At 26.0% G+C, this 22,835-nt stretch carries 24 protein-coding genes, 1 pseudogene and 1 riboswitch; of the genes and pseudogenes, 11 read left to right on the top strand and 14 right to left on the bottom strand.

The genetic code is table 11. The annotated features are described in order from the left end of the window. Positions 1 to 19: 19 nt before the first annotated feature. From E0D94_RS06265 to E0D94_RS06240, 6 genes are read right to left on the bottom strand one after another with little or no spacing between them, the layout of a single operon-like run. Positions 20 to 274, bottom strand: coding sequence for a YkoF family thiamine/hydroxymethylpyrimidine-binding protein (locus tag E0D94_RS06265; protein WP_165442886.1), 255 nt, complete (start codon positions 272 to 274; stop codon positions 20 to 22). Further along, the gene (locus E0D94_RS06260) at positions 262 to 933 is read right to left on the bottom strand and encodes a class I SAM-dependent methyltransferase (protein ID WP_130806427.1); all 672 of its coding nucleotides are present in this window, start codon (positions 931 to 933) and stop codon (positions 262 to 264) included. The genes E0D94_RS06265 and E0D94_RS06260 overlap by 13 nt, the downstream gene beginning before the upstream one ends. A 12-nt stretch (positions 934 to 945) precedes the next feature. Next, positions 946 to 1,695, bottom strand: a complete 750-nt coding sequence (locus tag E0D94_RS06255) for an ABC transporter ATP-binding protein (protein WP_130806426.1) — start codon at positions 1,693 to 1,695, stop codon at positions 946 to 948. Then, positions 1,673 to 2,680: an ABC transporter substrate-binding protein gene (locus E0D94_RS06250; protein WP_130806425.1), complete on the bottom strand. Its 1,008-nt coding sequence runs from the start codon at positions 2,678 to 2,680 to the stop codon at positions 1,673 to 1,675. The genes E0D94_RS06255 and E0D94_RS06250 overlap by 23 nt, the downstream gene beginning before the upstream one ends. 16 nt (positions 2,681 to 2,696) lie before the next feature. Continuing rightward, positions 2,697 to 3,467 carry an ABC transporter permease gene (locus E0D94_RS06245; protein WP_130806424.1) on the bottom strand — a complete coding sequence of 257 codons (771 nt, stop codon included), beginning with the start codon at positions 3,465 to 3,467 and terminating at the stop codon, positions 2,697 to 2,699. Continuing rightward, positions 3,439 to 3,729, bottom strand: a complete 291-nt coding sequence (locus E0D94_RS06240) for a thiamine-binding protein (protein ID WP_130806423.1) — start codon at positions 3,727 to 3,729, stop codon at positions 3,439 to 3,441. The genes E0D94_RS06245 and E0D94_RS06240 overlap by 29 nt, the downstream gene beginning before the upstream one ends. Before the next feature lie 66 nt (positions 3,730 to 3,795). Further along, a riboswitch (TPP riboswitch) is annotated at positions 3,796 to 3,898 on the bottom strand. A 105-nt stretch (positions 3,899 to 4,003) separates the two neighbouring features. Here E0D94_RS06240 and grxC point away from each other — a divergent pair. Beyond that, on the top strand, positions 4,004 to 4,264 hold the full coding sequence (grxC, locus tag E0D94_RS06235) for a glutaredoxin 3 (protein ID WP_130806422.1): 261 nt from the start codon (positions 4,004 to 4,006) through the stop codon (positions 4,262 to 4,264). A gap of 26 nt (positions 4,265 to 4,290) precedes the next feature. On the opposite strand, the gene murI is transcribed toward grxC, so the two are convergent. After that, positions 4,291 to 5,040 carry a glutamate racemase gene (gene murI / locus E0D94_RS06230; RefSeq protein WP_130806421.1) on the bottom strand — a complete coding sequence of 250 codons (750 nt, stop codon included), beginning with the start codon at positions 5,038 to 5,040 and terminating at the stop codon, positions 4,291 to 4,293. A 92-nt stretch (positions 5,041 to 5,132) separates the two neighbouring features. Further along, on the bottom strand, positions 5,133 to 6,650 hold the full coding sequence (locus E0D94_RS06225) for a phytoene desaturase family protein (RefSeq protein ID WP_130806420.1): 1,518 nt from the start codon (positions 6,648 to 6,650) through the stop codon (positions 5,133 to 5,135). Positions 6,651 to 6,797: 147 nt separating this feature from the next. On the opposite strand from E0D94_RS06225, the gene E0D94_RS06220 reads away from it, so the two are divergent. Beyond that, positions 6,798 to 7,694 (top strand): cobalamin-dependent protein, encoded by an 897-nt coding sequence (locus E0D94_RS06220; RefSeq protein ID WP_130806419.1) that lies wholly within the window; start codon positions 6,798 to 6,800, stop codon positions 7,692 to 7,694. On the opposite strand, the gene E0D94_RS06215 is transcribed toward E0D94_RS06220, so the two are convergent. Continuing rightward, complete coding sequence (locus tag E0D94_RS06215) at positions 7,691 to 8,035, bottom strand: hypothetical protein (protein ID WP_130806418.1); 345 nt, start codon at positions 8,033 to 8,035, stop codon at positions 7,691 to 7,693. The genes E0D94_RS06220 and E0D94_RS06215 overlap by 4 nt on opposite strands. 154 nt (positions 8,036 to 8,189) lie before the next feature. Here E0D94_RS06215 and E0D94_RS06210 point away from each other — a divergent pair, with 154 nt between their 5' ends. The 7 genes from E0D94_RS06210 (at position 8,190) to E0D94_RS06180 (ending at position 16,249) form a co-directional block, all read left to right on the top strand. Next, the gene (locus E0D94_RS06210; protein ID WP_130806417.1) at positions 8,190 to 8,633 is read left to right on the top strand and encodes an FHA domain-containing protein; all 444 of its coding nucleotides are present in this window, start codon (positions 8,190 to 8,192) and stop codon (positions 8,631 to 8,633) included. A 25-nt stretch (positions 8,634 to 8,658) separates the two neighbouring features. Then, a complete protein-coding gene (locus E0D94_RS06205) occupies positions 8,659 to 9,879 on the top strand; it encodes an FtsW/RodA/SpoVE family cell cycle protein (protein WP_130806416.1) in 1,221 nt (406 codons plus the stop codon). A gap of 1 nt (position 9,880) precedes the next feature. Then, the gene (locus tag E0D94_RS06200) at positions 9,881 to 11,314 is read left to right on the top strand and encodes a peptidoglycan D,D-transpeptidase FtsI family protein (RefSeq protein WP_130806415.1); all 1,434 of its coding nucleotides are present in this window, start codon (positions 9,881 to 9,883) and stop codon (positions 11,312 to 11,314) included. Positions 11,315 to 11,396: 82 nt separating this feature from the next. Further along, positions 11,397 to 12,227, top strand: a complete 831-nt coding sequence (locus tag E0D94_RS06195; RefSeq protein ID WP_130806414.1) for a PRD domain-containing protein — start codon at positions 11,397 to 11,399, stop codon at positions 12,225 to 12,227. Positions 12,228 to 12,366: 139 nt separating this feature from the next. After that, positions 12,367 to 13,050 (top strand): PTS sugar transporter subunit IIAB, encoded by a 684-nt coding sequence (locus E0D94_RS06190; RefSeq protein ID WP_165442885.1) that lies wholly within the window; start codon positions 12,367 to 12,369, stop codon positions 13,048 to 13,050. Positions 13,051 to 13,071: 21 nt separating this feature from the next. Further along, positions 13,072 to 14,778: a phosphoenolpyruvate--protein phosphotransferase gene (gene ptsP / locus E0D94_RS06185; RefSeq protein WP_130806412.1), complete on the top strand. Its 1,707-nt coding sequence runs from the start codon at positions 13,072 to 13,074 to the stop codon at positions 14,776 to 14,778. A gap of 94 nt (positions 14,779 to 14,872) precedes the next feature. Next, on the top strand, positions 14,873 to 16,249 hold the full coding sequence (locus tag E0D94_RS06180; RefSeq protein WP_130806411.1) for a UDP-N-acetylmuramoyl-tripeptide--D-alanyl-D-alanine ligase: 1,377 nt from the start codon (positions 14,873 to 14,875) through the stop codon (positions 16,247 to 16,249). A 21-nt stretch (positions 16,250 to 16,270) separates the two neighbouring features. Here the strand turns inward: E0D94_RS06180 and ddlA are convergent, their stop codons facing one another. Beyond that, the gene (ddlA, locus tag E0D94_RS06175) at positions 16,271 to 17,359 is read right to left on the bottom strand and encodes a D-alanine--D-alanine ligase (protein WP_130806410.1); all 1,089 of its coding nucleotides are present in this window, start codon (positions 17,357 to 17,359) and stop codon (positions 16,271 to 16,273) included. A 204-nt stretch (positions 17,360 to 17,563) separates the two neighbouring features. Continuing rightward, positions 17,564 to 18,784, bottom strand: a complete 1,221-nt coding sequence (locus tag E0D94_RS06170; protein ID WP_130806409.1) for a DEAD/DEAH box helicase — start codon at positions 18,782 to 18,784, stop codon at positions 17,564 to 17,566. Positions 18,785 to 18,977: 193 nt separating this feature from the next. Here E0D94_RS06170 and E0D94_RS06165 point away from each other — a divergent pair. After that, positions 18,978 to 19,577, top strand: a pseudogene (locus E0D94_RS06165) (ABC transporter ATP-binding protein); the annotation flags it as partial. 114 nt (positions 19,578 to 19,691) lie between these two features. Here the strand turns inward: E0D94_RS06165 and E0D94_RS06160 are convergent. The 3 genes from E0D94_RS06160 to E0D94_RS14765 form a co-directional block, all read right to left on the bottom strand. Further along, the gene (locus E0D94_RS06160; protein WP_130806407.1) at positions 19,692 to 20,246 is read right to left on the bottom strand and encodes a hypothetical protein; all 555 of its coding nucleotides are present in this window, start codon (positions 20,244 to 20,246) and stop codon (positions 19,692 to 19,694) included. A 12-nt stretch (positions 20,247 to 20,258) separates the two neighbouring features. Further along, positions 20,259 to 20,735, bottom strand: coding sequence for a DUF6241 domain-containing protein (locus E0D94_RS06155; RefSeq protein ID WP_130806406.1), 477 nt, complete (start codon positions 20,733 to 20,735; stop codon positions 20,259 to 20,261). Between the two features lie 138 nt (positions 20,736 to 20,873). Continuing rightward, positions 20,874 to 21,041: a hypothetical protein gene (locus E0D94_RS14765; RefSeq protein ID WP_165442884.1), complete on the bottom strand. Its 168-nt coding sequence runs from the start codon at positions 21,039 to 21,041 to the stop codon at positions 20,874 to 20,876. A gap of 135 nt (positions 21,042 to 21,176) precedes the next feature. Here E0D94_RS14765 and E0D94_RS06150 point away from each other — a divergent pair, with 135 nt between their 5' ends. Further along, on the top strand, positions 21,177 to 22,793 hold the full coding sequence (locus tag E0D94_RS06150; RefSeq protein WP_130806405.1) for a recombinase family protein: 1,617 nt from the start codon (positions 21,177 to 21,179) through the stop codon (positions 22,791 to 22,793). The last annotated feature ends 42 nt before the right edge of the window (positions 22,794 to 22,835 follow it).

Below are 22,835 nucleotides of genomic sequence, written 5' to 3'. Positions count from 1 at the left end.
AATATGATATATTTAATAACTAATTTTTACAACCACAAATATTTGAAATCTTTATATCCATAGAGAAATCACAAATATCATCTAGCTCATTATATATGGAATTTATTAAATTTAATATTTCTTTTTTACTTCCTCTTATAGTAGTGGATAAAATTCCAATACTATATTCTAAACCTGTCATCTTTATAATATCTAATACTTTTTCAATATGATCTAAATAATCACTGCTACCAATGGGAGTAAAAGAAATCTCACATGAAGCTATTTTTTCCATAGGACACATATGAAACCTCCTTTTTTACTCTTGGATAATTCTTTTTCTTTTTCCATATTTATATTATTTTCTTCAGTACATGGAGGTATAAATAAACATTCTTTAGTTTCTACTAGATTATCAGAATGAATATAAATAAAATCTTCTATTGTTTTAAATTTAGCATATTTGAATACAGAATTTTTCTGGAAATCTTCTGAAAGATATAATCTTCCCCAAGTACTATCTTTATTTATAGTGCCAACAAGTATTTGTCCATTTGGTTTAACTACTCTAAATATTTCATCCATAGCTTTTTTTGTATCTTTAATAAATTCAAATGCTGCCATAGAAAATGCTGCATCAAAACTTTCATTATCAAATTCTAAATTATATATATCCATATTTAAAAATTCAATATCTAAATTCTTTTCTTTAGCTTTTTTTCTAGCTATATTTAACATTTCATCAGATATATCTATCCCTATTACTTCACAACCTAATTCCTTTAATCTAATACTAAAATTTCCTGTCCCACACCCTATATCTAAAACTTTCATTCCCTTAAATGGTTTAAACAACTCAAATGCACATTTAGTTTCTATACTATCTACAAAATTTCCCATTTTAGTATCATACCATTTATCATAACTTTTAGCTTCTAAATCAAATACTGCCATAAAAACACCTCTCTATAATATACCAAGTATATACTTTTTAATATTATTAAATTTGTTTGTTGTAACTATAGATTTACTTCTTGGTCGTGGTAAATCTATTACTATTTCTTCTTTTACTTTTGCTGGTCTTTCAGATAATATATATATTCTATCTGATAAAAATATTGCTTCTTCTACATCATGTGTAATAAAAAATATTGAAGCTTTTAATTCTTTTAATACATCTAATAACCATATTTGCATTTTAGATTTAGTTATAGCATCAAGCCCTCCAAATGGTTCATCTAGTAGTATTATATCTTCTGAAAACATATATGTTCTAAAAAGTGAAGCACGTTGTTTCATTCCTCCTGATAGTTGATAAGGATATTTATATTCAAAACCTGCTAATCCAAATACATTAAAATATTCTTTTACTATTTCCCTAGCCTCTTTTTTCCCTGTACCTTTTAATACTAAAGGAAGTGATACATTATCAATTATATTTTTCCAAGGCATAAGTAAATCTTTTTGATACATATAACTTACTCTACCAGTTTTTGATGTATAATCTTCACCTTCTATATAAATATTTCCCTCATCAGGTTTTATAAGTCCTGAAATCATATTAAATACCGTACTTTTACCACTACCACTTGGTCCTAATATAGTTACAAATTCTTTTTCTTTTAACTCTATAGTAATATTATCTACAATTAATAAATCTTCAAATGACTTAGAAATATGTTTTAATTCTATCTTATTTTTCTGGTAAGAACTCATTTGTATACGCCTCTTCTACATTAAGTTCATTTTCTATTAATTCTCTCTCATACATCCAATTAGCATAATTTGTCCAAATGTCAGATTTCATTTCTCCCCATCTATCTGCACCTTTTTTATATTCACCTGCTAAATATTTCTGGCTTTCTATTGCTATATTTTCATCTATTTCTGGATTATCTTTTAACAGTTCCATTGCTGCATCTTTTGGATTTTCTATAGAATATTCATATCCTTTACTTGTAGCTTCTAGAAATTTTTCTGCAAGTTCTGGTTTATCTTTTAATAGTTTTTCATTGGCAATTATAACTGGAGTATAAAAATTTAGATTCTCATCAAAATCTTGAAGTTTAATAAAATTTAAATCTATTTCTTTTTCTTCTGCTGCTACTCCATCCCAACCATAATAAATCCAAGTAAAATCTACATGATCTTGTACAGCAGTGAAGAAATCTAAACTACCTATATTAACCATTTCTACTTTTGAAAAATCTGAATTATCTTTTTCCATAAGTCCTTTTATCATAGCTTCTTCCATAGGAGCTCCAAATCCACCATATTTTTTACCTTCAAAATTCTTGGGCGATGTTATACCCTCTTCTTTAAGAGAAGCAAATCCAGAAGTATTATTTTGTATTACAGCTGAAATAGCTTTTACAGGAAGTGGGTTTTCTGATGTTCTAGCATAAGTAACTTCTTCTTGATAACTAATTCCAAAATCACCTTGTTCATTTGCTATTAAATTTGCAGTGCCACCTTCAGATGGTTGAATGATTTCAACATCTAATCCTTCTTCTTCATAATATCCTTTATTTTTTGCTACATATAACCCTGTATGATTTGTATTGGGTACCCAATCTAAAACTACAGTTACTTTTTCTAATTCTTTATTTTCATTTGATTCTTTATTTTCTTTATTCCCACAACCTACTAAAATTAATGACACTAATAAAAATACTATAAATATAGAAAATATTTTTTTCATTTATATCACTCCATTTTTAATTTTTATTTATTCCTTTTTCCCAAGGCATTAAATAATTCTGTAATAAATTAATAATTTTAAATAATATCATGCTAAGAATAACTATTATAATGATAATCGCAAAAAATTTATCTAATGCAAATGAATGCTTAACTCTCAACATATATACACCAAGACCATTTTTCCCTCCAAGCCATTCTCCTATAACTGCTCCCATAATACTATATGTTGCAGCAATTCTAAGTCCTGAAAAAAAACTTACCAAAGAAGCTGGGAACTTTACCTCTTTAAATATTTGAAATTTACTCGCTCCCATTGACTTAAGTAAATTAATTAAATCTTTATCTGCTGATTCAAGTCCATGAATTAAGCTAACTAATATTGGGAAAAAACAAACAAGTATTACTACCATTATTTTAGGTAACTTTCCAAATCCAAACCATGCTGCAAAAAGTGGTGCTAAAGCTATTATTGGTACAGTTTGAGAAATTATAACTATAGGATAGATTGCCTTTTTTATAAATTTTACATTATCCATTACAATTGCTAGCACTATGCCTAATATTATAGCTATGATAAATCCAATAGCTGATTCTTGAAGGGTGGTAGAAATATGAGGCCATATTTCTGAGTTTATCTCTGGAAATACTGTTATTATATCTATAGGAGAAGGTAATATGTATCTTTCTACAATACCAATTCTCACTACTATCTCCCATATAAATAACAAGAATAAAAAGAAAATACTTGGTATTATTTTATTTTCTATATTTGCCCACCTTTTCATTCATTGTCACACCTTCTGGTTTATAATCTATTTTAACTACCGATAATATTCTGGAAGCCCCTTCTCTTACACAAATATTTTGAGCTTTCTTTACTATATTCATAAGCTCATCAAATTCTCCCTCCATTGTAGTACCCATAGGTCCTACTTCATATTTAACTCCACAACTATCAATGTATTTTATAACTTCGTCTACTACATCATATAGTCTTTTTTCTTCAACACGTGGTAATACTTGAAGTTCTACATTTACAATTGGCATAAAAATCATCTCCTTATATTTAAATTAAATAAACCCCTCCATATGCATGAAGGGGCCAATAACCATAAACTAAAAAATTATTCTCCCTTCGCTGGCATTATCCAGTGCAGGTTCATGGGTCGAAATTCATATTTCCTCTCAGCTAATTTTAGCTCCCCAGACTTTTATTATTTTCGTGTTAATTGTAATACATTAAATTTTAAATGTCAATTATATTAATTAATGTTATAATTATAGAACAGATTAAATACATAAGATTTTAGGAGGTTTTTTAATGAGTAAAAAGGTTACTATATATACCTTTTCTACTTGTCCTTATTGTATAAGAGCAAAAAGACTAATGGATAATAAAGGTGTTAAATATGAAGAGATTGAAATAAGTAATAACAATGAAAAATTAGAAGAATTAAAACAAAGGACTAATAGTGCTACAGTACCTCAAATTTTTATAAATGATAGATTTATTGGAGGATGCGATGATATTGTAGAACTTCATAAAAAAGGTGAATTTGACAAAGTTTTTGGAATAAAATAAATAGCGACTAAAAGTCGCTATTTATTTTATAATAAGTTTAAATATTTTACTAGTATTTCATTATCCTCTTCCCCAGAAATATAAAATGTTATTTTATTTTCTGTGTTATCTTCAAATTTATCTTGTATATTCAATAAATTTTTCAAATGATTTATTGTTCCAAAATTACCATCTATTATATCGATATTACTTGGAAGGACCTTTTTAAAATATTCTTTATAATAAGGAAAATGTGTACATCCTAATACCACTGTACCATATTCGTCTAAATTAAATTTTTCAAATTCTTTTCTTAAATAAGAGACTATTGTATCTTCATCAAAAATAAAACTTTCTGCGTATTCTACTAATTTAGGTAATGGTAAAGAGTCTACTATATCTCTAGAATTTAATTTTGTCACTAAATCATTAAATTTCTTTTCCTTTAAGGTCAAAGAAGTTGCTGTAACTATAACTTTCTTATCTTCTGAATTTTCTACTGCAGGTTTTACTGCAGGTTCCATTCCTATTATAGGAAATTTATATTTATCCCTCAATTCTTTTACTGCAATACTTGTAGCTGTATTGCATGCTATTATAAGAGCATCTATATTTTTAGAATTTAAAAATTCTACTACATCAAATATATATTGTTTAACTTCCTCTTTAGGTTTTGTCCCATAAGGAACATTTAGTTTGTCTGCATAATATATATATTCTTGTTCTGATAACTGTGTTAAAGCTTCTTTTAATACAGTTATTCCTCCTACTCCTGAATCAAATATACCAATTTTCATATTTTTTTCCTCCATAAAACTTTATATATTAATATTATAGAGTATACCCCTCATTTAGACAAATATAATTTTTTTAAAAAACATCAATACTTTTAAAGTATTGATGCTCTTTGCATATTACTTATTTTATTTTTATTGTTTTCTTCAAGTAATTTAGATGTTATTATTCCTGACTCAAATATTGTAGGTAATCCACTTCCAGGATGAGTTCCTCCTCCAACTAAATAACAATCATCCAATTCTTCAAATTTATTATGAGGTCTAAAATAAAGCATTTGAGATATATTATGTCCTAAATTAAATACAGCTCCCTTATACACATTCATCTCTTCTTCCCAGTTTTTTGGAGTTATCATTCTTTCCACTTCTATATGCTTTCTTAAGTCAGTAAATCCTCCTCTTGTTTCTAATATATTTAATACCTTATCTCTAAATTCATACTTCTCTTTTTCCCAATCAATATTACTTGTATTGTTTGGTACAGGGACTAGGATATATATAGTAGATTTGCCTTTAGGCGCTACAGACTTGTCAGTTACAACTGCATTTTGAACATATATAGAAGGATCTTCTGATAGTATTTTACTATTACCTATTTCATACACATTATTTTTATAATCACTTGAAAAAATAATGTTATTATGTGGAATATTGTATACTTTATCTATTCCTAAATATAACATATAAGTAGAACATGAATATTGTTTCCTATTTATTTTTTCTTTATTATATTTCTTCTTATAATTATCTTCTATTAAATTATTCATAGAATATCCAAAATCTGAATTTATTACTGTATTATTACTAAAATGTTTTTTACCGTTGTCTAATTCCACACCAATTACTTTTTTATTTTCAATTAATAGTTTTTTTACTGATGAATTTAAATGTATTTGTCCTCCTTCTTCCTCTATAACTTTAGCCATTGCTTTTGTTATCTCACCAAATCCACCCATAATATGATGAACTCCTGTGACATGTTCAATATATGAAATTATACTATATCCTCCTGGGCACTCCCATGGAGACATACCTAGATATTTGGCTTGAAAAGTAAATGCCATTTTAAGATCATCTTCGTTGAAGTATTTTCCTAATACATCAAATAAGCTTTTCCCTATACCTATATATGGAATTGCTTTTAAAGCTTCTTTTTTTAATAAATCAACAGGTCTAATATAACTTTCTTTTAAAGCATCAAATAAAATATCATATTTCTTTTTTTCCTTATTCATGAATCTCTTATATCCTTCTACATTTCCAGGAAACAATCTTTCTATCTCACTTATCATTTTTTCTGGTTTTCTTGATGGATAAAACTCTTTACCATCCCCATAAACTATTCTATATAATGGATCTACTTCTTTTATATCTATATAATCTTTAACTTTTCTCCCAGTCTTATTAAATAAATCTTCAAGTACATCTTTCATCATCAAAAATGTAGGACCCAGATCAAATTTATAGTCTTCTATATTAAATGTAGATGTTCTTCCACCTAAAAAACTTTGTTTTTCAAATATTTCTACATCATATCCTTTAGTAGCAAGTATCATACCAGCGCTTAACCCGCCTGGTCCTGCTCCAATTATAATAACTTTATTTTTCATAATATCCCTCTCCCCACGCTTTTTAATTACAATATGTGATATTATATTATTATTATACCACATATTGAATATAAGAAACATTTTATTTATATATAATTGAATAAATATTACATAGTGTGTTATTATATAAAAGAGGAGTTGAATATTATGAATGTTTTTGGTAAAAGACTTAAAAAATTAAGAAAAGATTATTCATTAACCCAAAAAAAATTAGCATTAAAATTAGGGATAGGTCAAACTACTATAGCAAATTATGAGAATGGTTCTAGATTTCCTAATCAACAAATTTTAAAAAATTTTGCTGATTTTTTTAATGTTTCAATAGATTATCTAGTTGGAAGAACAAAGAACACAAACACTTTAAGTTCAACTTCTGCTAATATAAATAAAGATAATATCGATTTTTATGAGCTTTCAAATCTTTATTTCATAAATTTAAAGCAAGAAAATATTTTTAAAGCTACTAATTTATTATTAGAACTAATTAATAAAAATATAAAGCTTGAAGATATATATTATCAAATCATTGAACCTTCATTATTTAAAATAGGGGATATGTGGGAAAAAAACGAGTTAACTGTAAGTGAAGAACACTATTTAACTGAAGCAACAAAAAGAATAATGTCAGATGTTTATTCCAGATATCCTATTATTGAAACTAAAAACTTAAATGCTTTATTTTTTTGTACTCATGGAGAAAGACATTCTATAGGAATTAGAATGATATCTGACGTTTTAGAGCAGAATGGATGGAGAATATATTTTTTAGGTACAGATTTGCCTATTGATAGTATATTAAGTATGATTAAAAGTAAAAAAATTGATTTAATAGCTATATCAACTACAATGGACTATAATTTAAATAGTATTAAATCAATGATAAAAAATATAAGACTAAATTGTCAAAATAAAGATATTAAATTTTTAGTAGGTGGTAGACCTTTTAACCTTGATAAAACTCTAGTGGACTTTGTTGAAGCAGATGGATTTGCTGAAAATTGTAAAGAAGTAGTAAAAGTAGCTAACTCCCTTGTTAAAAACTAAGCTAATAATAATGCCCCAAAAAAACCACAAATCATGTATAATGGTAAAAATGGTAGTACAAATATACTCCAACCTGCTACTGCAAAAAGTACTAGCCATATCCCAATAACATTAAATAATGATACCCATAGCTTATTTAAAAAAACTTTGGAAATCATTCCTGAGAAAATACTAGCTATGGGTAATATTGCAAATATAGCTGCATAACTTATAATTAATTCTCTCCCCTCTTCCCCATTAAAAAAACTAACATCTAATATCTTATATGTTATAAAAGAAAAAATAATGCCAATAATAGTAGGACCTATTACTTTTAAAGCTATAATAAAATTTTTATTCATTAAAATCTCAACTCCTTATACTATTATTATACAATAAAATTTCTTTTCTGTAATCTATTCTTAATATGATTTAAATACAATTTCCCTTTAAGTTTACTACTTTTTCTTATAATATGATAAAATATAATAGAAATAAATTAAAGAAGGTGATTTTATGTTTGATATCGTTTGGTCAGGTATTTCATCAGTATTTAGATATATATATATTCTTTTAATCTATCTTTTTATGTTTTGGATTATAAGGCTTATATATTTAGATATCAAAGGTATAAAAAATAAAGAAATTAGGGGCGATACATATTTAAAACTCATAAATAGGAAAGATTCTCTGCCATTTAAAGTAGATGAGTTCTATTCTTTAGTATCAAATGTAACTATTGGTAGGTCAAATGGTAATAAAATAACAATAAAAGATCCATATATATCTAAAGAACATGCTCAAATAATAAAAGACAAGGATGCTTATTTTCTAGAAGACCTAAATAGTGCAAATGGTACTTATGTCAATAATATAAAAATAAATAATGCTATAAAACTTTCTAATGGTGATACAATTACAATAGGAAGGATAAACTTCTTATTTGTAATTGAAGAATAAGTTTATTTTTAGTGAGGTGTAATTTATGTTTAATCGTTCAATTAGTTTTAAGACACCACATAATTTGTTATTGATTTTAAATTTATGTAGTTTATCTTTAGTTATGCTTTATAATAAGAGTTTCGATAAATTATCAGTAGGGGTAATATTTGGACTTACTCTTACAATTTATATATCTAATATAATACTACATAAGATTTCTTCAGGCGATAATTATATATTATTGATAGTTAGTATGATGATGAGTCTAGGTATAATAATGATTTACAGAATAGATCCTACGCTTGGCTTCAAACAAGTTATATGGTATATGTTAGGTATAGTTACTTTCTATGCTACTTATTTTATAGTCAAAAAATTACCACATTTAAGTAGATGGATGTATTTATATATTGGTTTATCTCTTGTTCTATTTTTATCAACATTAATATTTGGTAGCACAATAAATGGATCAACAAATTGGATCAAAATAAAAGGATACAGCTTTCAACCTGCAGAAATAATCAAGATACTATTTGTATTCTTTCTTGCAGCTTATTTTGTAAATAGAGATAAATTTGAAAATAAATATATTCTATCAGGTATAGTTTATGCTAATATTGGATTTCTTTTTATTCAAAGAGACTTAGGTTCCGCAATGCTCTTTTATCTTGTATTCATAGTAATTTTTTATGTTTATGAGACTGATAGGAAATTTATTTTATTAAATATGGGTGGGGCTTTGTTTATGGCTCTTATAGGATACTTTTTATTTAGTCATGTTCAAGTACGAGTTTCAACTTGGATAGATCCATGGAGCGATATATCTGGTAAAGGCTATCAAATAACTCAATCTCTATTTGCAATAGCAGAAGGTGGATTTTTAGGAACAGGTCTTGGTAAAGGATACCCTAACTTTATCCCTGCAGTTCAAACTGACTTTATATTTTCAGCTATTATTGAAGAAATGGGTATATTAACAGGTATAGCAGTTATAATGTTATTTTTAATATTAATATACAGAGGTGTAAAGATTTCACTAGAGCAAAAAGATAACTTTTTCAGAATTATAGCTCTTGGTATCACATGTATGTTTGGATTTCAAGCATTTATAATTTTAGGAGGAGTTACAAAATTAATTCCTCTTACTGGTATAACTCTTCCATTTCTAAGTTATGGAGGAAGCTCACTTATTATGAGTTTTGCATCCCTTGGGATTTTACAAGTAGCCTCAGAATATATTCATCCAGTTGAGGAGGAAGATTAAAATGAATAAGGAACAAAAGAGAATAATTAGAGTACTACTTTTATTAAGTACACTTTTTATATCTTTAATAATATACTTAACATATTTCACAATTTTTAAAGCCGATGATATAAAAACAAGTAGCTATAACAAAAGACCTAACGAAAAGGCATATGTCTTACGTGGTTCAATATATGATAGAAACCAAAAAGTACTAGCCTATAGTACAAAAGACGATGATAAAAATCAAATACGACATTATGAATATGGAAATTTATATAGTCATATTATTGGATATGATAATAATAGATATGGTAATACTGGGCTTGAAAGAACATTTTCTTCTACTCTTACCCAAAGCAATATAATAGATGATATAAAAAATGTATTTTCCCAAATATTAGATAAAACTGGTATGAATAAAGATAAAGTACCAATTGATACAGAAACTAAAGGAAATTCACTTGTTTTATCAATAGACCATGAATTACAAGAATATACAAAGCAAAAATTAGGTAATAAAAAAGGATCTATAGTAGCTATGAATCCTAAAAACGGTGATATATTATCTATGATAAGTTTTCCTGACTTTAATCCTAACTCTTTAGAAGAGCTTATTGAAAATAAAGAAGGACAAAAAGATGGACAATTTATGAACCGAGCTACTCAAGGTTTATTCACACCTGGTTCTATATTTAAAGTTATAACTACTACATCAGCACTAGAAAATAATGTGAATACTAATTTTGATTGTGAAGGCCAAATAAATATTGGTGGTAATACTATAACCGATTATAACAATATTGCCCACGGAAATGTTGATTTAAAAGAATCACTTACTGAATCATGTAATGTTTCATTTGCTCAAATAGGTGTGGAATTAAGTCAAGATACATTGCTAAAAAAATCAGAGGATTTTATGTTTAATAAACAAATTCCTTTTGATATCTCCACTAAAAAGTCAAAATTTCCTGAAAATGATTTTGACAAAACAGAATTAGCATGGTCTTCTATTGGTCAAGGAGAATTATTAGTTACTCCTTTAAATATGGCACTTATGGCATCTTCCATAGCAAATGATGGCAAAATGATGAAGCCAAGATTAGTAAATAAAGTAATTGATTCAGATAACAATTTAGTTAAAGAGGTTGAGTCTGAAACTTTATCCACTGTTACTACTCCTGATATTGCAAATAATGTAAAAGACATGATGGTTTCAGTGATAGAAAATGGAACTGGAAAAAGAGCTAAGATTAACGGAGTTAAGGTGGCTGGAAAAACTGGAACTGCTGAAGCAGGCAAAGAAAAAAAGGACCATTCGTGGTTTGTTGCATTTGCACCAGCAGATGATCCACAAATTGCTGTAGTTGTATTTCTTGAAAATGATGGTGGAACAGGAGGAACTACTGCTGCTCCAATTGCTAGAGATATAATTAGAAGAGCTTTAGGTTACTAAATGAATTCTATTTGACTTTTAACAACTTTTTTATTAAAATAAAATTTAATGTATGGTGTTAACATTTTCCGGAGGATAATGAATGGAAAGATATAAAATATTAAAGATATTAAGTAATAATGTTGTATTAGTTGAAAAATCTAATCAAAATTATATCTTAGTTGGTAAAGGTATTGGTTTTTCAAGAAAGAAAGGGGATATATTAAAAGATACTCAAAATATTGAAAATACATTTATATCACTTAAAGGAATAAATCATAGTGAATATGATAATCTAATTTCTACTGTTGATCCTAAAATAATAGAATTAACACAAGATATTATAAATATAATTTCCAAGGAAATAAATGAAGATTTAAATCCTAATTTTCATTTAGCTTTAATTGATCATATAAATTTTACAATTAAGCGTTTAAAAGAAGGTATAGATATAGTCAATCCATTTTTATCGGAAACTAAGCTTCTCTATCCTAAAGAGTATTATTTAGCTAAAAAATCTGTAGAGATACTTATAGATAATTTATATATAGATATTCCAGAAGCTGAAATAGGTTTTATAGCTTTCCATATCTATGGAGCAACCAATAATAAAACTAAAAATGAGGCTTTCAAAAACTCTAAAATTATAAGTAAAATTATAAATTATGTACAGATAAAAATGAATATAAATTTAGATAAAGATTCTTTTAATTATGTTAGATTTGTAAATCATCTTCGTGGTGTATTAGATAGAATAAAAAGTCATAAGTCAATTGAAAATATTTTCTTAAATCAATTGAAAAAAGATATTCCTTATGAATTTAAAATTGCTTATGATGTAGCCAAACTAATTGAAACTGACTCTAAATTAAAAGTTTCAGAAGATGAAATAGGATTTATGGCATTACATTTATATAAGTTAAAATTAAGTTAATAAATGATTAGTGTGTTACTGATTAGATCAGGCATGAACTAAACAAATATAATATTACCTAATATTATATTAATTAGTTCATGCCTTTTTAATATAATAAATATATATAAGGAGGTGAATTTTTATAATTAATGATCTTTTGATTGCATTAGGAAATCATAAAAATATTAAAGATGTTGATGCATGTCTTACTAGATTGAGATTAAAACTTTATGACTCATCTTTAATTGATAAAAAAAAGCTTGAGTCATTAGGGGCATCTGGAATAATAAATATAGATGAGCAAAATATTCATGTGATTTTTGGTATAAAATCTGAAGAATTAAAAGAAAATATAAAAAATGTAATATCTACTTCCCCACAAACAAAAAAATTAATATTAAAATCTCCCCTTAAAGGAGATATAGTAAATATTGAAGATGTTCCAGATGAAGTCTTTGCACAAAAATTCTTAGGTGATGGCGTTGCAATCAATCCTAGCTCAAATATTGTAACTTCACCAATAGAAGGAACTATTACGCAGTTGTTTCCTACAAAACATGCCATATGTATAGAAGAAGAAAATGGTGTAGAAATTTTAATTCATATTGGAATTGATACAGTGAAATTAAAAGGTAAAGGTTTTACTTCTTTTGTTAAAAAAAGTGACAAAATTAAAACAGGTGATAAAATTATGGAGTTAAATTTAGATTTCATAAAAAAAAATGCTAAATCAATTATAACTCCAATTTTAATTACAAATATTAATAGCATAAATGGGTTTAATATAATGACTAAGGGTAAAATTAATAATAAAGAAAATTTATTAAACATTTATTTATAAAATTTATGAAGGAGTGTTTTTATGTATACAGGTACAAGTGCTTCCCCAGGAATAGCTTTAGGAAAAGCTCTTATTTATGAGCAAGAAGAATTAATTATAGAGAAAAAAGAAATAAATTCAGTTGAAGAAGAAACTAATCGTTTTGATGAAGCCTTAGAAATATCAAAAAAAGAATTAAAAGAAGTAAAACAAAAAGCATTAGAAGAATTAGGTGAAGATAAAGCAGCAATATTTGAAGCACATCTTATGGTATTAGATGATCCAGAACTAATAAATAGCACTAAATCAAAAATTGAATCTGAAAAATTAAATGCTGAGTTTGCATTTAAATCAATAATAGATCAATTTATACAAATGTTTGAATCAATGGATAATGAATATATGAGAGAAAGAGCTGCCGATATAAAAGATGTGTCGGGTAGAGTTCTAAGACATATTTTAGGTAAAACTGTAGTAGATTTAGCGAATCTCGAAGAAGAAGTTATAGTTGTTGCTTCTGACTTAACTCCATCAGATACTGCTACTATGAATAAGGAAAAAGTATTAGGTTTTTTAACTGACATAGGTGGTAGAACTTCCCATTCTGCTATTATGGCAAGAAGTCTTGAAATACCTGCAGTAGTAGGTTTAAAGGATATTACTAAAAAAGTAAATAATGACGACTATGTTGTTTTTAATGGAGATACAGGTGAAATAATTGTAAATCCAGATAAAGAAACAAAAGAAAAATATAGGAAACTAAAAAATGATTATGAAACTATGAAACATGAGTTAAAACAATTAATTGGAGAAGAAAGTATAAGTGCTGATGGTAGAAAAATTGAAATAGCTGGAAACATAGGTACACCTAATGACATTGAAGGCTTAGAGAATAATGATGCTGAAGGAGTTGGATTATATAGAACAGAATTTCTATATATGAACAGAGATAAACTCCCTACTGAAGAAGAGCAATTTGAGTCATATAAAAAAGTTTTAGAATCTATGAATCCAAAACCAGTAGTTATAAGAACTCTTGATGTAGGTGGAGATAAAAATTTACCTTATTTAGAATTTGAAAAAGAAATGAATCCATTTTTAGGATATCGTGCTATTAGATTATGTCTTGATAAAAAAGATATATTTATTACTCAATTAAGAGCACTTTTAAGAGCAAGTAAATATGGTAAACTACGAATAATGTTCCCTATGATTTCTTCTCTAGAAGAATTATTAGAGGCAAAAGAAGTTCTAGAAAATGTAAAAAAAGATTTAGACAATGAAAATATAGAATATAGTGATGATATAGAAATAGGAATGATGATAGAAATCCCAGCTGCTGCTGTAATGAGTGATATATTAGCTAAACATGTAGATTTCTTCAGTATAGGAACAAATGATCTAATTCAATATACAACTGCAGTAGACAGAATGAATGAAAAAATACACCATTTATATAGTTTCTTTAGTCCTGCAGTATTAAGACTTATAAAAATGACAATTGATAATGGTCATAAAGAAGGAATTTGGGTAGGAATGTGTGGAGAAATGGCTGGAGATCAAAAATTAATTCCAATACTTCTTGGTATGGGGTTAGATGAATTCAGTATGAGCCCAATATCTATATTACCTGCAAGAAGACTAATTAGATCATTAAAATATGAAGATGCAAAAAGAATTGCTAATAAAGTTGTAACTATGGGTAAAGCAGAAGATATAGAAAACTATATGTCAGAAGTCCTTGATTAATTCAAGGGCTTTTTCTTTTTATAATACTTTTAATATTATAAAATATAGTTTAAAATAGTATATAGTTATAAACTATAGTATTTAGGAGGAAATTATGATAAATAAAACTTTAATAGAAATTAAAAATATGATAAACGCTCATGAATTAAAAGAAAAATTTAATGATATTATTATAAACGGTGTATCTAAAGACACTAGAACAATAACAAAGAGTCAATTATATATCCCAATAATTGGTGAAAATTTTGATGGTCATGATTTTATATATAAGGCAATAGAAAATGGAGCTGTAGCAACATTTTGGGATGAAAATCACCCTATTCCTGATATTGACTTTCCTTTTATAGTTGTAGATGATACATTAAAAGCTATTCAAAAATTATCTAAAGAATATAGAGATAGTTTAGATTTAAAACTTATTGGTATAACTGGTTCAAATGGAAAAACTTCTACAAAGGATATTTTATCAAGCGTATTAAAGACCAAATATAAAACGTATAAAACTAAAGGTAATTTAAACAATGAATTAGGTGTGCCACTAACCCTTTTATCTTTAAGTGAAGATACAGAAATAGCAGTAATAGAAATGGGTATGAGTTCTCTTGGCGAAATAGAAGTTCTTACAAGTATTGCATCCCCAGATGTTGCAATAATAACAAATATAGGTACTGCTCACCTTCAAGATTTAAAAACAAAAGAAAATATCATAAAAGCAAAACTTGAAATAGTAAAAGGTTTAAATAATGATGGATTATTTATATATCATGGAGATGATGAAGATTTAAAAGAAGCTGTAAATAAATTAAATATTAATCAAAAGAAATTAAATTTTGGAAAAAATAAATCAAATAACTATATCATAGAAGAAATTTCTACAGATAAAGATGGGATTAATTTTAAAATAAAAAATAATATATCAGAAGAATTTTCGTTACCAATGATTGGAAGCCATCAAATGTTCAATGCAACAGCTGCTATAGCCGTAGCTAAATATTTTAATTTATCATTTAATGATATACAAAAAGGCTTAAATAATCTTGAACTTACTTCTATGAGAAATGAACTTATTCATGGAGATGGATTTGACATTTTAAATGATTCATACAATTCAAATCCAGACAGTTCAAAGGCTGCTCTTAAAACACTTTATTCTCTAAACAACTATAATCAAAAAATACTTGTATTTGGTGATATGCTAGAATTAGGTGATAAAGAAATAGATATGCATAGAGAAATTGGAGAACTTATAGATTTTAATAAAATAGATTATTTATTTACATTTGGTAATTTAGCTAATTATACTGCAGAAGCTGCAAAAGGAAAAACAAATAAAAAAGTAGTCTTCTCATTTGATGATAAAAACAAATTAACTTCTAAACTTGAAGAAGTTTTAGAAGAAGGTTCAATTATAGTATTAAAAGGATCTAGAGGAATGAAATTAGAAGAAATAGCAAAAAACTTACTAAGTTAGTACTAACTTAGTAAGTTTTTATTATAAAGAAGTTTTTAATTTTTTTTCTTGATTATGTCTTTCTATAGCAAGTTGTATAAGTTTATCTATAAGCTCTTTATATTTTATACCACTTACTTCCCATAACTTAGGATACATACTTATTCTAGTAAAACCAGGTATAGTATTAATTTCATTAACAATTATCTCACCATCATCTTTTAAAAAGACATCTACACGTGCCATTCCTTTACAACATAATACTTTATAAGTTTTAAGTGAACATGATTTAATTTTTTCTATTTCTAATTCTGTTAACTTAGCAGGAATTTGTAGTACTGCTCCACTTTCATCTATATATTTAGACTCATAAGAATAAAAGTCACTAGTAGGAAGTATTTCTCCTGGTAAAGAACAAATAGGATTATCATTTCCTAAAACTGAACATTCAATTTCTCTTCCTTTAATACCTTCTTCAACTATAACTTTATTATCAAATTCAAAGGCAAGTTCCATTGCTTTATAAAATTCTTGTTCATTATTCACTTTACTGATACCAACTGATGATCCTAAATTTGCTGGCTTTATAAATACTGGCATTCCTAATTTTTGTTTTACATCATTATAATTATACTTTTCACTCTTATTATATGATATAAAATCAGCTATAGCTATATTACTATCTCGTAATAGTCTTTTCATAACATCTTTATCCATTCCAACTGAAGAACCCAATATATCTGCACCTACAAAAGGTATATTTGAAAGCTTAAGTAAACCTTGTATAGTTCCATCTTCACCAAATGGACCATGTAGTATAGGAAATACTACATCTATATCATTTAATCTATTATATCCATTTAAATTTACTAATTGATTTTTATCCTCTCCAGGAATTATAGCTAATAAATTCTCTGATTTATTCAAGCTTATTGCTGACGGATCATCCATATTAGATAAAAATTCATCATTTTCAATTAGATACCACTTTCCTTCTTTATCAACTCCTATAAGCATTACTTCATATTTTTCCTTATCTATAGCTTCAATTATATTTTTAGCAGATTGAAGTGAAACTTCATGCTCTGCTGACTTTCCACCAAATATTATTCCCACTTTAATTTTATTCAAAATAACTCTCCTCCATTAAAAATTAAATATTCTTTCAATAAATATTATAAAACTTAATACAATTAATATTACTAAAATAAAAAATATAACACACCTTCTAAAATAAACTCAAATAATATTTCCATATTCGTACCCCAATTATATAATATTATCATAAATATGATAATATTATATTCTATATATATGTTCAATTTTCCTTCTTAATTATCTTCTTTTATTAGATTTCTTATTTTTTCTATATTTACCCTTTGATTTTTTTTTATAATTTTTATTTTTTTCTTTTTTATAATTTCTTTTTTGTTTTTTATTTTCTTTATCATTTTTCTTTTTTTCTATTGTTGTTTTTATAGTCTTTTCAATATTATTTAAAGCAATTTTATCTTTTGGTGATACAAAAGTTACTGCTATTCCTTCCTCTCCTGCCCTTGCTGTACGTCCTATACGATGAATATAACTTTCAGGATCTTGAGGTATATCATAATTAAAAACATGGGTTATATTGTTAATATCTATTCCACGTGCTGCAACATCTGTAGCTATAAGAAATTGTAATTTTGCATTTCTAAAATCTTTCATTACTCTCTCTCTTTTAGATTGAGATAAATCACCATGAATTTCATCTGAGTTATATCCTTTAGATTGTAAAGTTTCATTTAAAGATTTTGCTCGTCTCTTAGTTCTACAAAATATAATAGCTAAAAATGGATTATATTTTTCTATTGATTCAAGAAGTGAATCTAATTTACCTCTATCTGTTGTTTCAACAACTATTTGTTCTATTTTATCTATTGTTATATTTTTACTTTCTATTTCTATCTGAATAGGATTTTTAGAATATCTTTTAGATAATGATCTGATACCACTAGGTATTGTAGCAGAAAATAACATAGTATTTTTATCTTTAGGTGTTTGAGATATTATATCTTCAATATCATGTAAAAATCCCATATGTAACATTTGATCTGCTTCATCTAATACAAGATACTTAAGTTTTCCTAAATTTATAGTTCCTCTTCTCAAGTGATCTAGTAATCTACCTGGAGTTCCTATCACGATATCAATATTCCCTTTTAATTTTTTTATTTGAGAATTTACATCTTTACCTCCATATGCTGCAAGAATTTTTGATCCATTTACTTCTGATAATTTTTTAGCTTCTTTAGTAATTTGTAATGCAAGCTCTCTAGTTGGAGCAACTATTAAAGCCTTTATTTCTGGTTTAGTAGTATCTATATTTTGCATAATCGGAAGCATAAAAGCTAATGTCTTACCTGTACCAGTTTGTGCTTGTACTACCACATCTTTTCCATTTAATATCTGAGGAATAGCTCTAGATTGTACTGGTGTAGGCTTAATTATTCTATTTTTTTCTAACACTTTTACTAGTTCAGTATTAATTCCTAACTTTAAAAACTTATTATCCATTTTTTATCTTCTCCTAATAGTATTGTATTTTTATTTTATTATTTGATTGTTCTCTTTGTTTCATTCAACATTTTAATCATACTATCTAATATATCACTAATTTCCAATAATAAATAGTAATTTTTTAAAATCACACAAATAAATTTGAAGGAATAATATAATATATCTAGTCAAATCGTAAGGAGGAAAAGTAATGAGAAATGATAAAGTTTTAGAAATAAAAAACTTAAACATGACTTATCATTCTTTAGATGGAGAAACTAAAGCTTTAGATAATATATCTCTTGATATATATAGAGGTGAAATAGTAGTATTAGTAGGTCCAAGTGGTTGTGGTAAATCAACTTTGCTTTCAATAATTGCAGGACTATTAACTCCTTCTAGTGGAAATATTATAGTAAATAAATCAAATGATTCTATTAATGATACAGGATATATGTTTCAAAAAGATAATCTATTTGAATGGAGAACTATCAGAAACAATACTCTTATAGGTTTAGAAATACAAAACAAACTTACAGAAAAGAGAAAAGAATTTGTAGAGAATCTATTAGATACTTATGGATTAAGCGATTTTAAAGATAGTTATCCTAGTCAATTATCTGGTGGTATGCGACAAAGAGCAGCTCTCATTCGGACACTTGCTACAAAACCTGATTTTTTACTATTAGATGAGCCTTTTTCTGCCTTAGATTATCAGACAAGACTTGTAATCTCAGATGAAATAGGTCAGATACTAAAAAAAGAAGGGAAAACTGCTCTGATGGTTACACATGACATAGCAGAAGCTATGTTCACATAAAGATAGAAAAAATAAATTAAATTATATATCTAATAAATAATATTTTTCAAAGTTTGAATTTAATTCTAAATTTTTATAAGGATCAATATCATTGCCATTAATTTATCACATGTATTCAATTACAAATATGAATATAAAACCTGATATTATTAAAAAAACTCCTGAAGATGGAAATACTGTTAAATCTATATCTTTAATCCTACTCATTAATTCTATTTTAAATTCTTTATAGAAAGATAAATCTCTTATAGATTTCAAGTTAATATGTACTGTATTTAATGATTCTGAATAGGATATATCTTTGTCATATTCTTTTAAAAAAATTTTATCTTTTTTCTCTGCATACAATATACCATTTTCATCTAACATATCCATCAATGTATCCACTACCATTTGATCATTAGTATTAGTTATAACATATATTCCTCTACCTATCATGATGACTATCCATAATGCAGGTAATACTACAAAATATATAATAAAGAAAATAAAATTAAATTCAATATCCATTTTCCTAATTTGCAACATAGGAAAAATCAACATAAATATATTTATATATTCTTTATTCACAATAAATTTTTTTCTAGTAATTAATATAATTCCACATAATATAAGTAAAATTCCTAAGAAAATAATAAATGTATTAAAAGTATATAACACTGCCCCTCTCCCTTATTTATATTCTTTTTTTAAATCTTTAGCTCTTCCAATAGTTCCATTTAATTTATTCCAAGCATAATTATGTGCTTGAACTCCATTAGAAAAATCTTCTTCTTTCCAATCTTGTAATATATTCATAAACACTAATTTCTCATCTTCCTTAATTGAATCTGATTGATTAATAATAGCCATAGCTCTATTAATATTTTCATCATTAATTGTAATATTTCCATAAATCAATCCATCTTCTGCAACTATTAATGTATTAGCCATCTCATGAATCATCTCATATATATATTTTGGTTCCATACTTTTAGATTTACTTACCTCAGTATCTAAACTTTCTTTATTCTTCTCTAAAATTTCCTCAATACTCTGATCTGTTTCAGGAGTTTTGGTATCAATTTTATAAGAAATAAAATAATAACCAATAAAAATAATACTAATTAATAGAATAATTCCTAAACCTATTTTCTCATACTTCTTCATAATACAACACTACTTTCATATTTTTTAAGTATAATATTAATATTTAATCTATTATTTGGTATTTTATTTAATTTTATATAATAATAAGATAAATAACAAGGGAAAACTATATTTTTTGGTAATATATTCTATTACTATCTAATTGTTTACTGTTAACTGTTCTAATAAATCATTATACATTTTCATCCTATGATTAGATGGCAAGGAATTTATTTTACCGATTATAAATTCAGCTAGAGCTTCTGTAAAAATTTCTTTATACTTTTCCTCATCTTCAATATTTAATATCACTTCTATATTATTCATTATACTCTCCCCTTTTTAAAAACATATTTAAAAATCAGGTTGTACTATTCTATAGATTCTTACTAATATACTATTAACTCATTTAACTAATGCATAAAATATATTATTATATCTTATTTAATTAGTTTTAAAGGGGTGAAAGTCATTTCTACTATTGCTATTTATGCTCGCAAATCAAAATTTACTGGTAAAGGTGAATCCAATGAAAATCAAATAAAATTATGTAAAGAGTATGCTTATAGTCATTTTCAAGTAGATGAAATAATTGTCTATGAGGATGAAGGTTATTCAGGTAGCAATACAGAACGCCCTAAATTTAAAGAAATGCTTAATTCCACAAATATAAATAAATTTGATGTTCTTATATGCTATCGTTTAGATCGTATAAGTAGAAATATTGCTGATTTTACTTCATTAATAGAGATTCTCCAAAATAAAAATATTGACTTTGTATCTATAAAAGAACAATTTGACACTTCTACTCCTATGGGTAGAGCTATGATGTATATATCCTCAGTTTTTTCTCAACTAGAAAGAGAAACAATAGCTGAAAGAATTAAAGATAATATGTATGCACTAGCTAGAACTGGAAGATGGTTAGGTGGTAAAACTCCTACTGGCTATAATAGTAAACAAATTTCTTATACTGATAAAGATGGTATAAATCGAAAAATGTATGCTTTAACTTCAGTTGAAAAAGAGCTACATTTAGTAAAAATGATATATAATAAATATCTTGAACTAGGATCACTAACAAAACTAGAGACTTGGGCATTAGAAAAAAATATAAAAATTAAATCTAATAGTTACTTTGATAAAAGTATATTAAAAATAATACTTAGCAATCCTGTATATGCTATGGCAGATAAAAAAATTTATAAATACTTTCAAAGTTATAATTCTGATATTGCTAATAATATTGATGATTTTAAAGGTACTCATGGGTTAATGGTATTTAATAAACACAAAGAAGAAAAAGGAACTGTTGTTAGAAAGAAAAAAAATAATTGGATTATTGCAATTGGTAAACATAAAGGTATTATACCTTCTAATACTTGGATTAAAGTTCAACAGCAACTTAATATGAATAGCAAAAAGGCACCTCGGTCTGGTACTAGTGAAATAGGTTTATTATCTCCTCTTCTCACCTGTAAAAATTGTGGCTCTAAAATGAGAATTATTACCTCCAGGAAAAATAATAAACTTTATTATTATTATAAATGCATTTTAAAAGAAAAATCTAAAGGATATAAATGTAATATTAAAAATTTAAATGGTAAATTAGCTGATAAATATGTTCTTAATAAAATTACAGATTTAGATTATATAGATATGAATATAGATATATATAAATATCTATATAATATGAAAGCAAGAATTATAGAGCCATATTCAAAAAATGAATCTCAGAAAGAAAAGTTGTTACTAGAATTAGAAAAACATAAAAAATCTATAAATAATCTTACTATTAACCTTGCAGATAATACAGATTCTAAAGCTTCAAAGTATATAATTGAGAGAATTGAAATGTTTGATAAGATGATTAAAAATATAGAATCAGAAATAAAAAATATAGAGAAAGAATATGAAAACATAATTAAAGAAAATGATATTATATATAAACTATTATTATTAATAAAATCTTTTCCTAATAATGTAGATAAGTTAGAATTTAAAGAAAAGAAAAAATTATTACATAAAGTTATTTATAATATAATATGGGATGGTGAAAAGATATATATCAAAATATAAATAGTATTTAAAATATATAATTAAAGATGACATTTATAATAA

The sequence above is a fragment of the Senegalia massiliensis genome, assembly GCF_900626135.1.
Classification (GTDB): Bacteria; Bacillota; Clostridia; order Tissierellales; family SIT17; genus Anaeromonas; species Anaeromonas massiliensis.
Note: the sequence above shows the minus strand (reverse complement) of the source record. Positions and strands in the feature narration are given on the sequence as shown.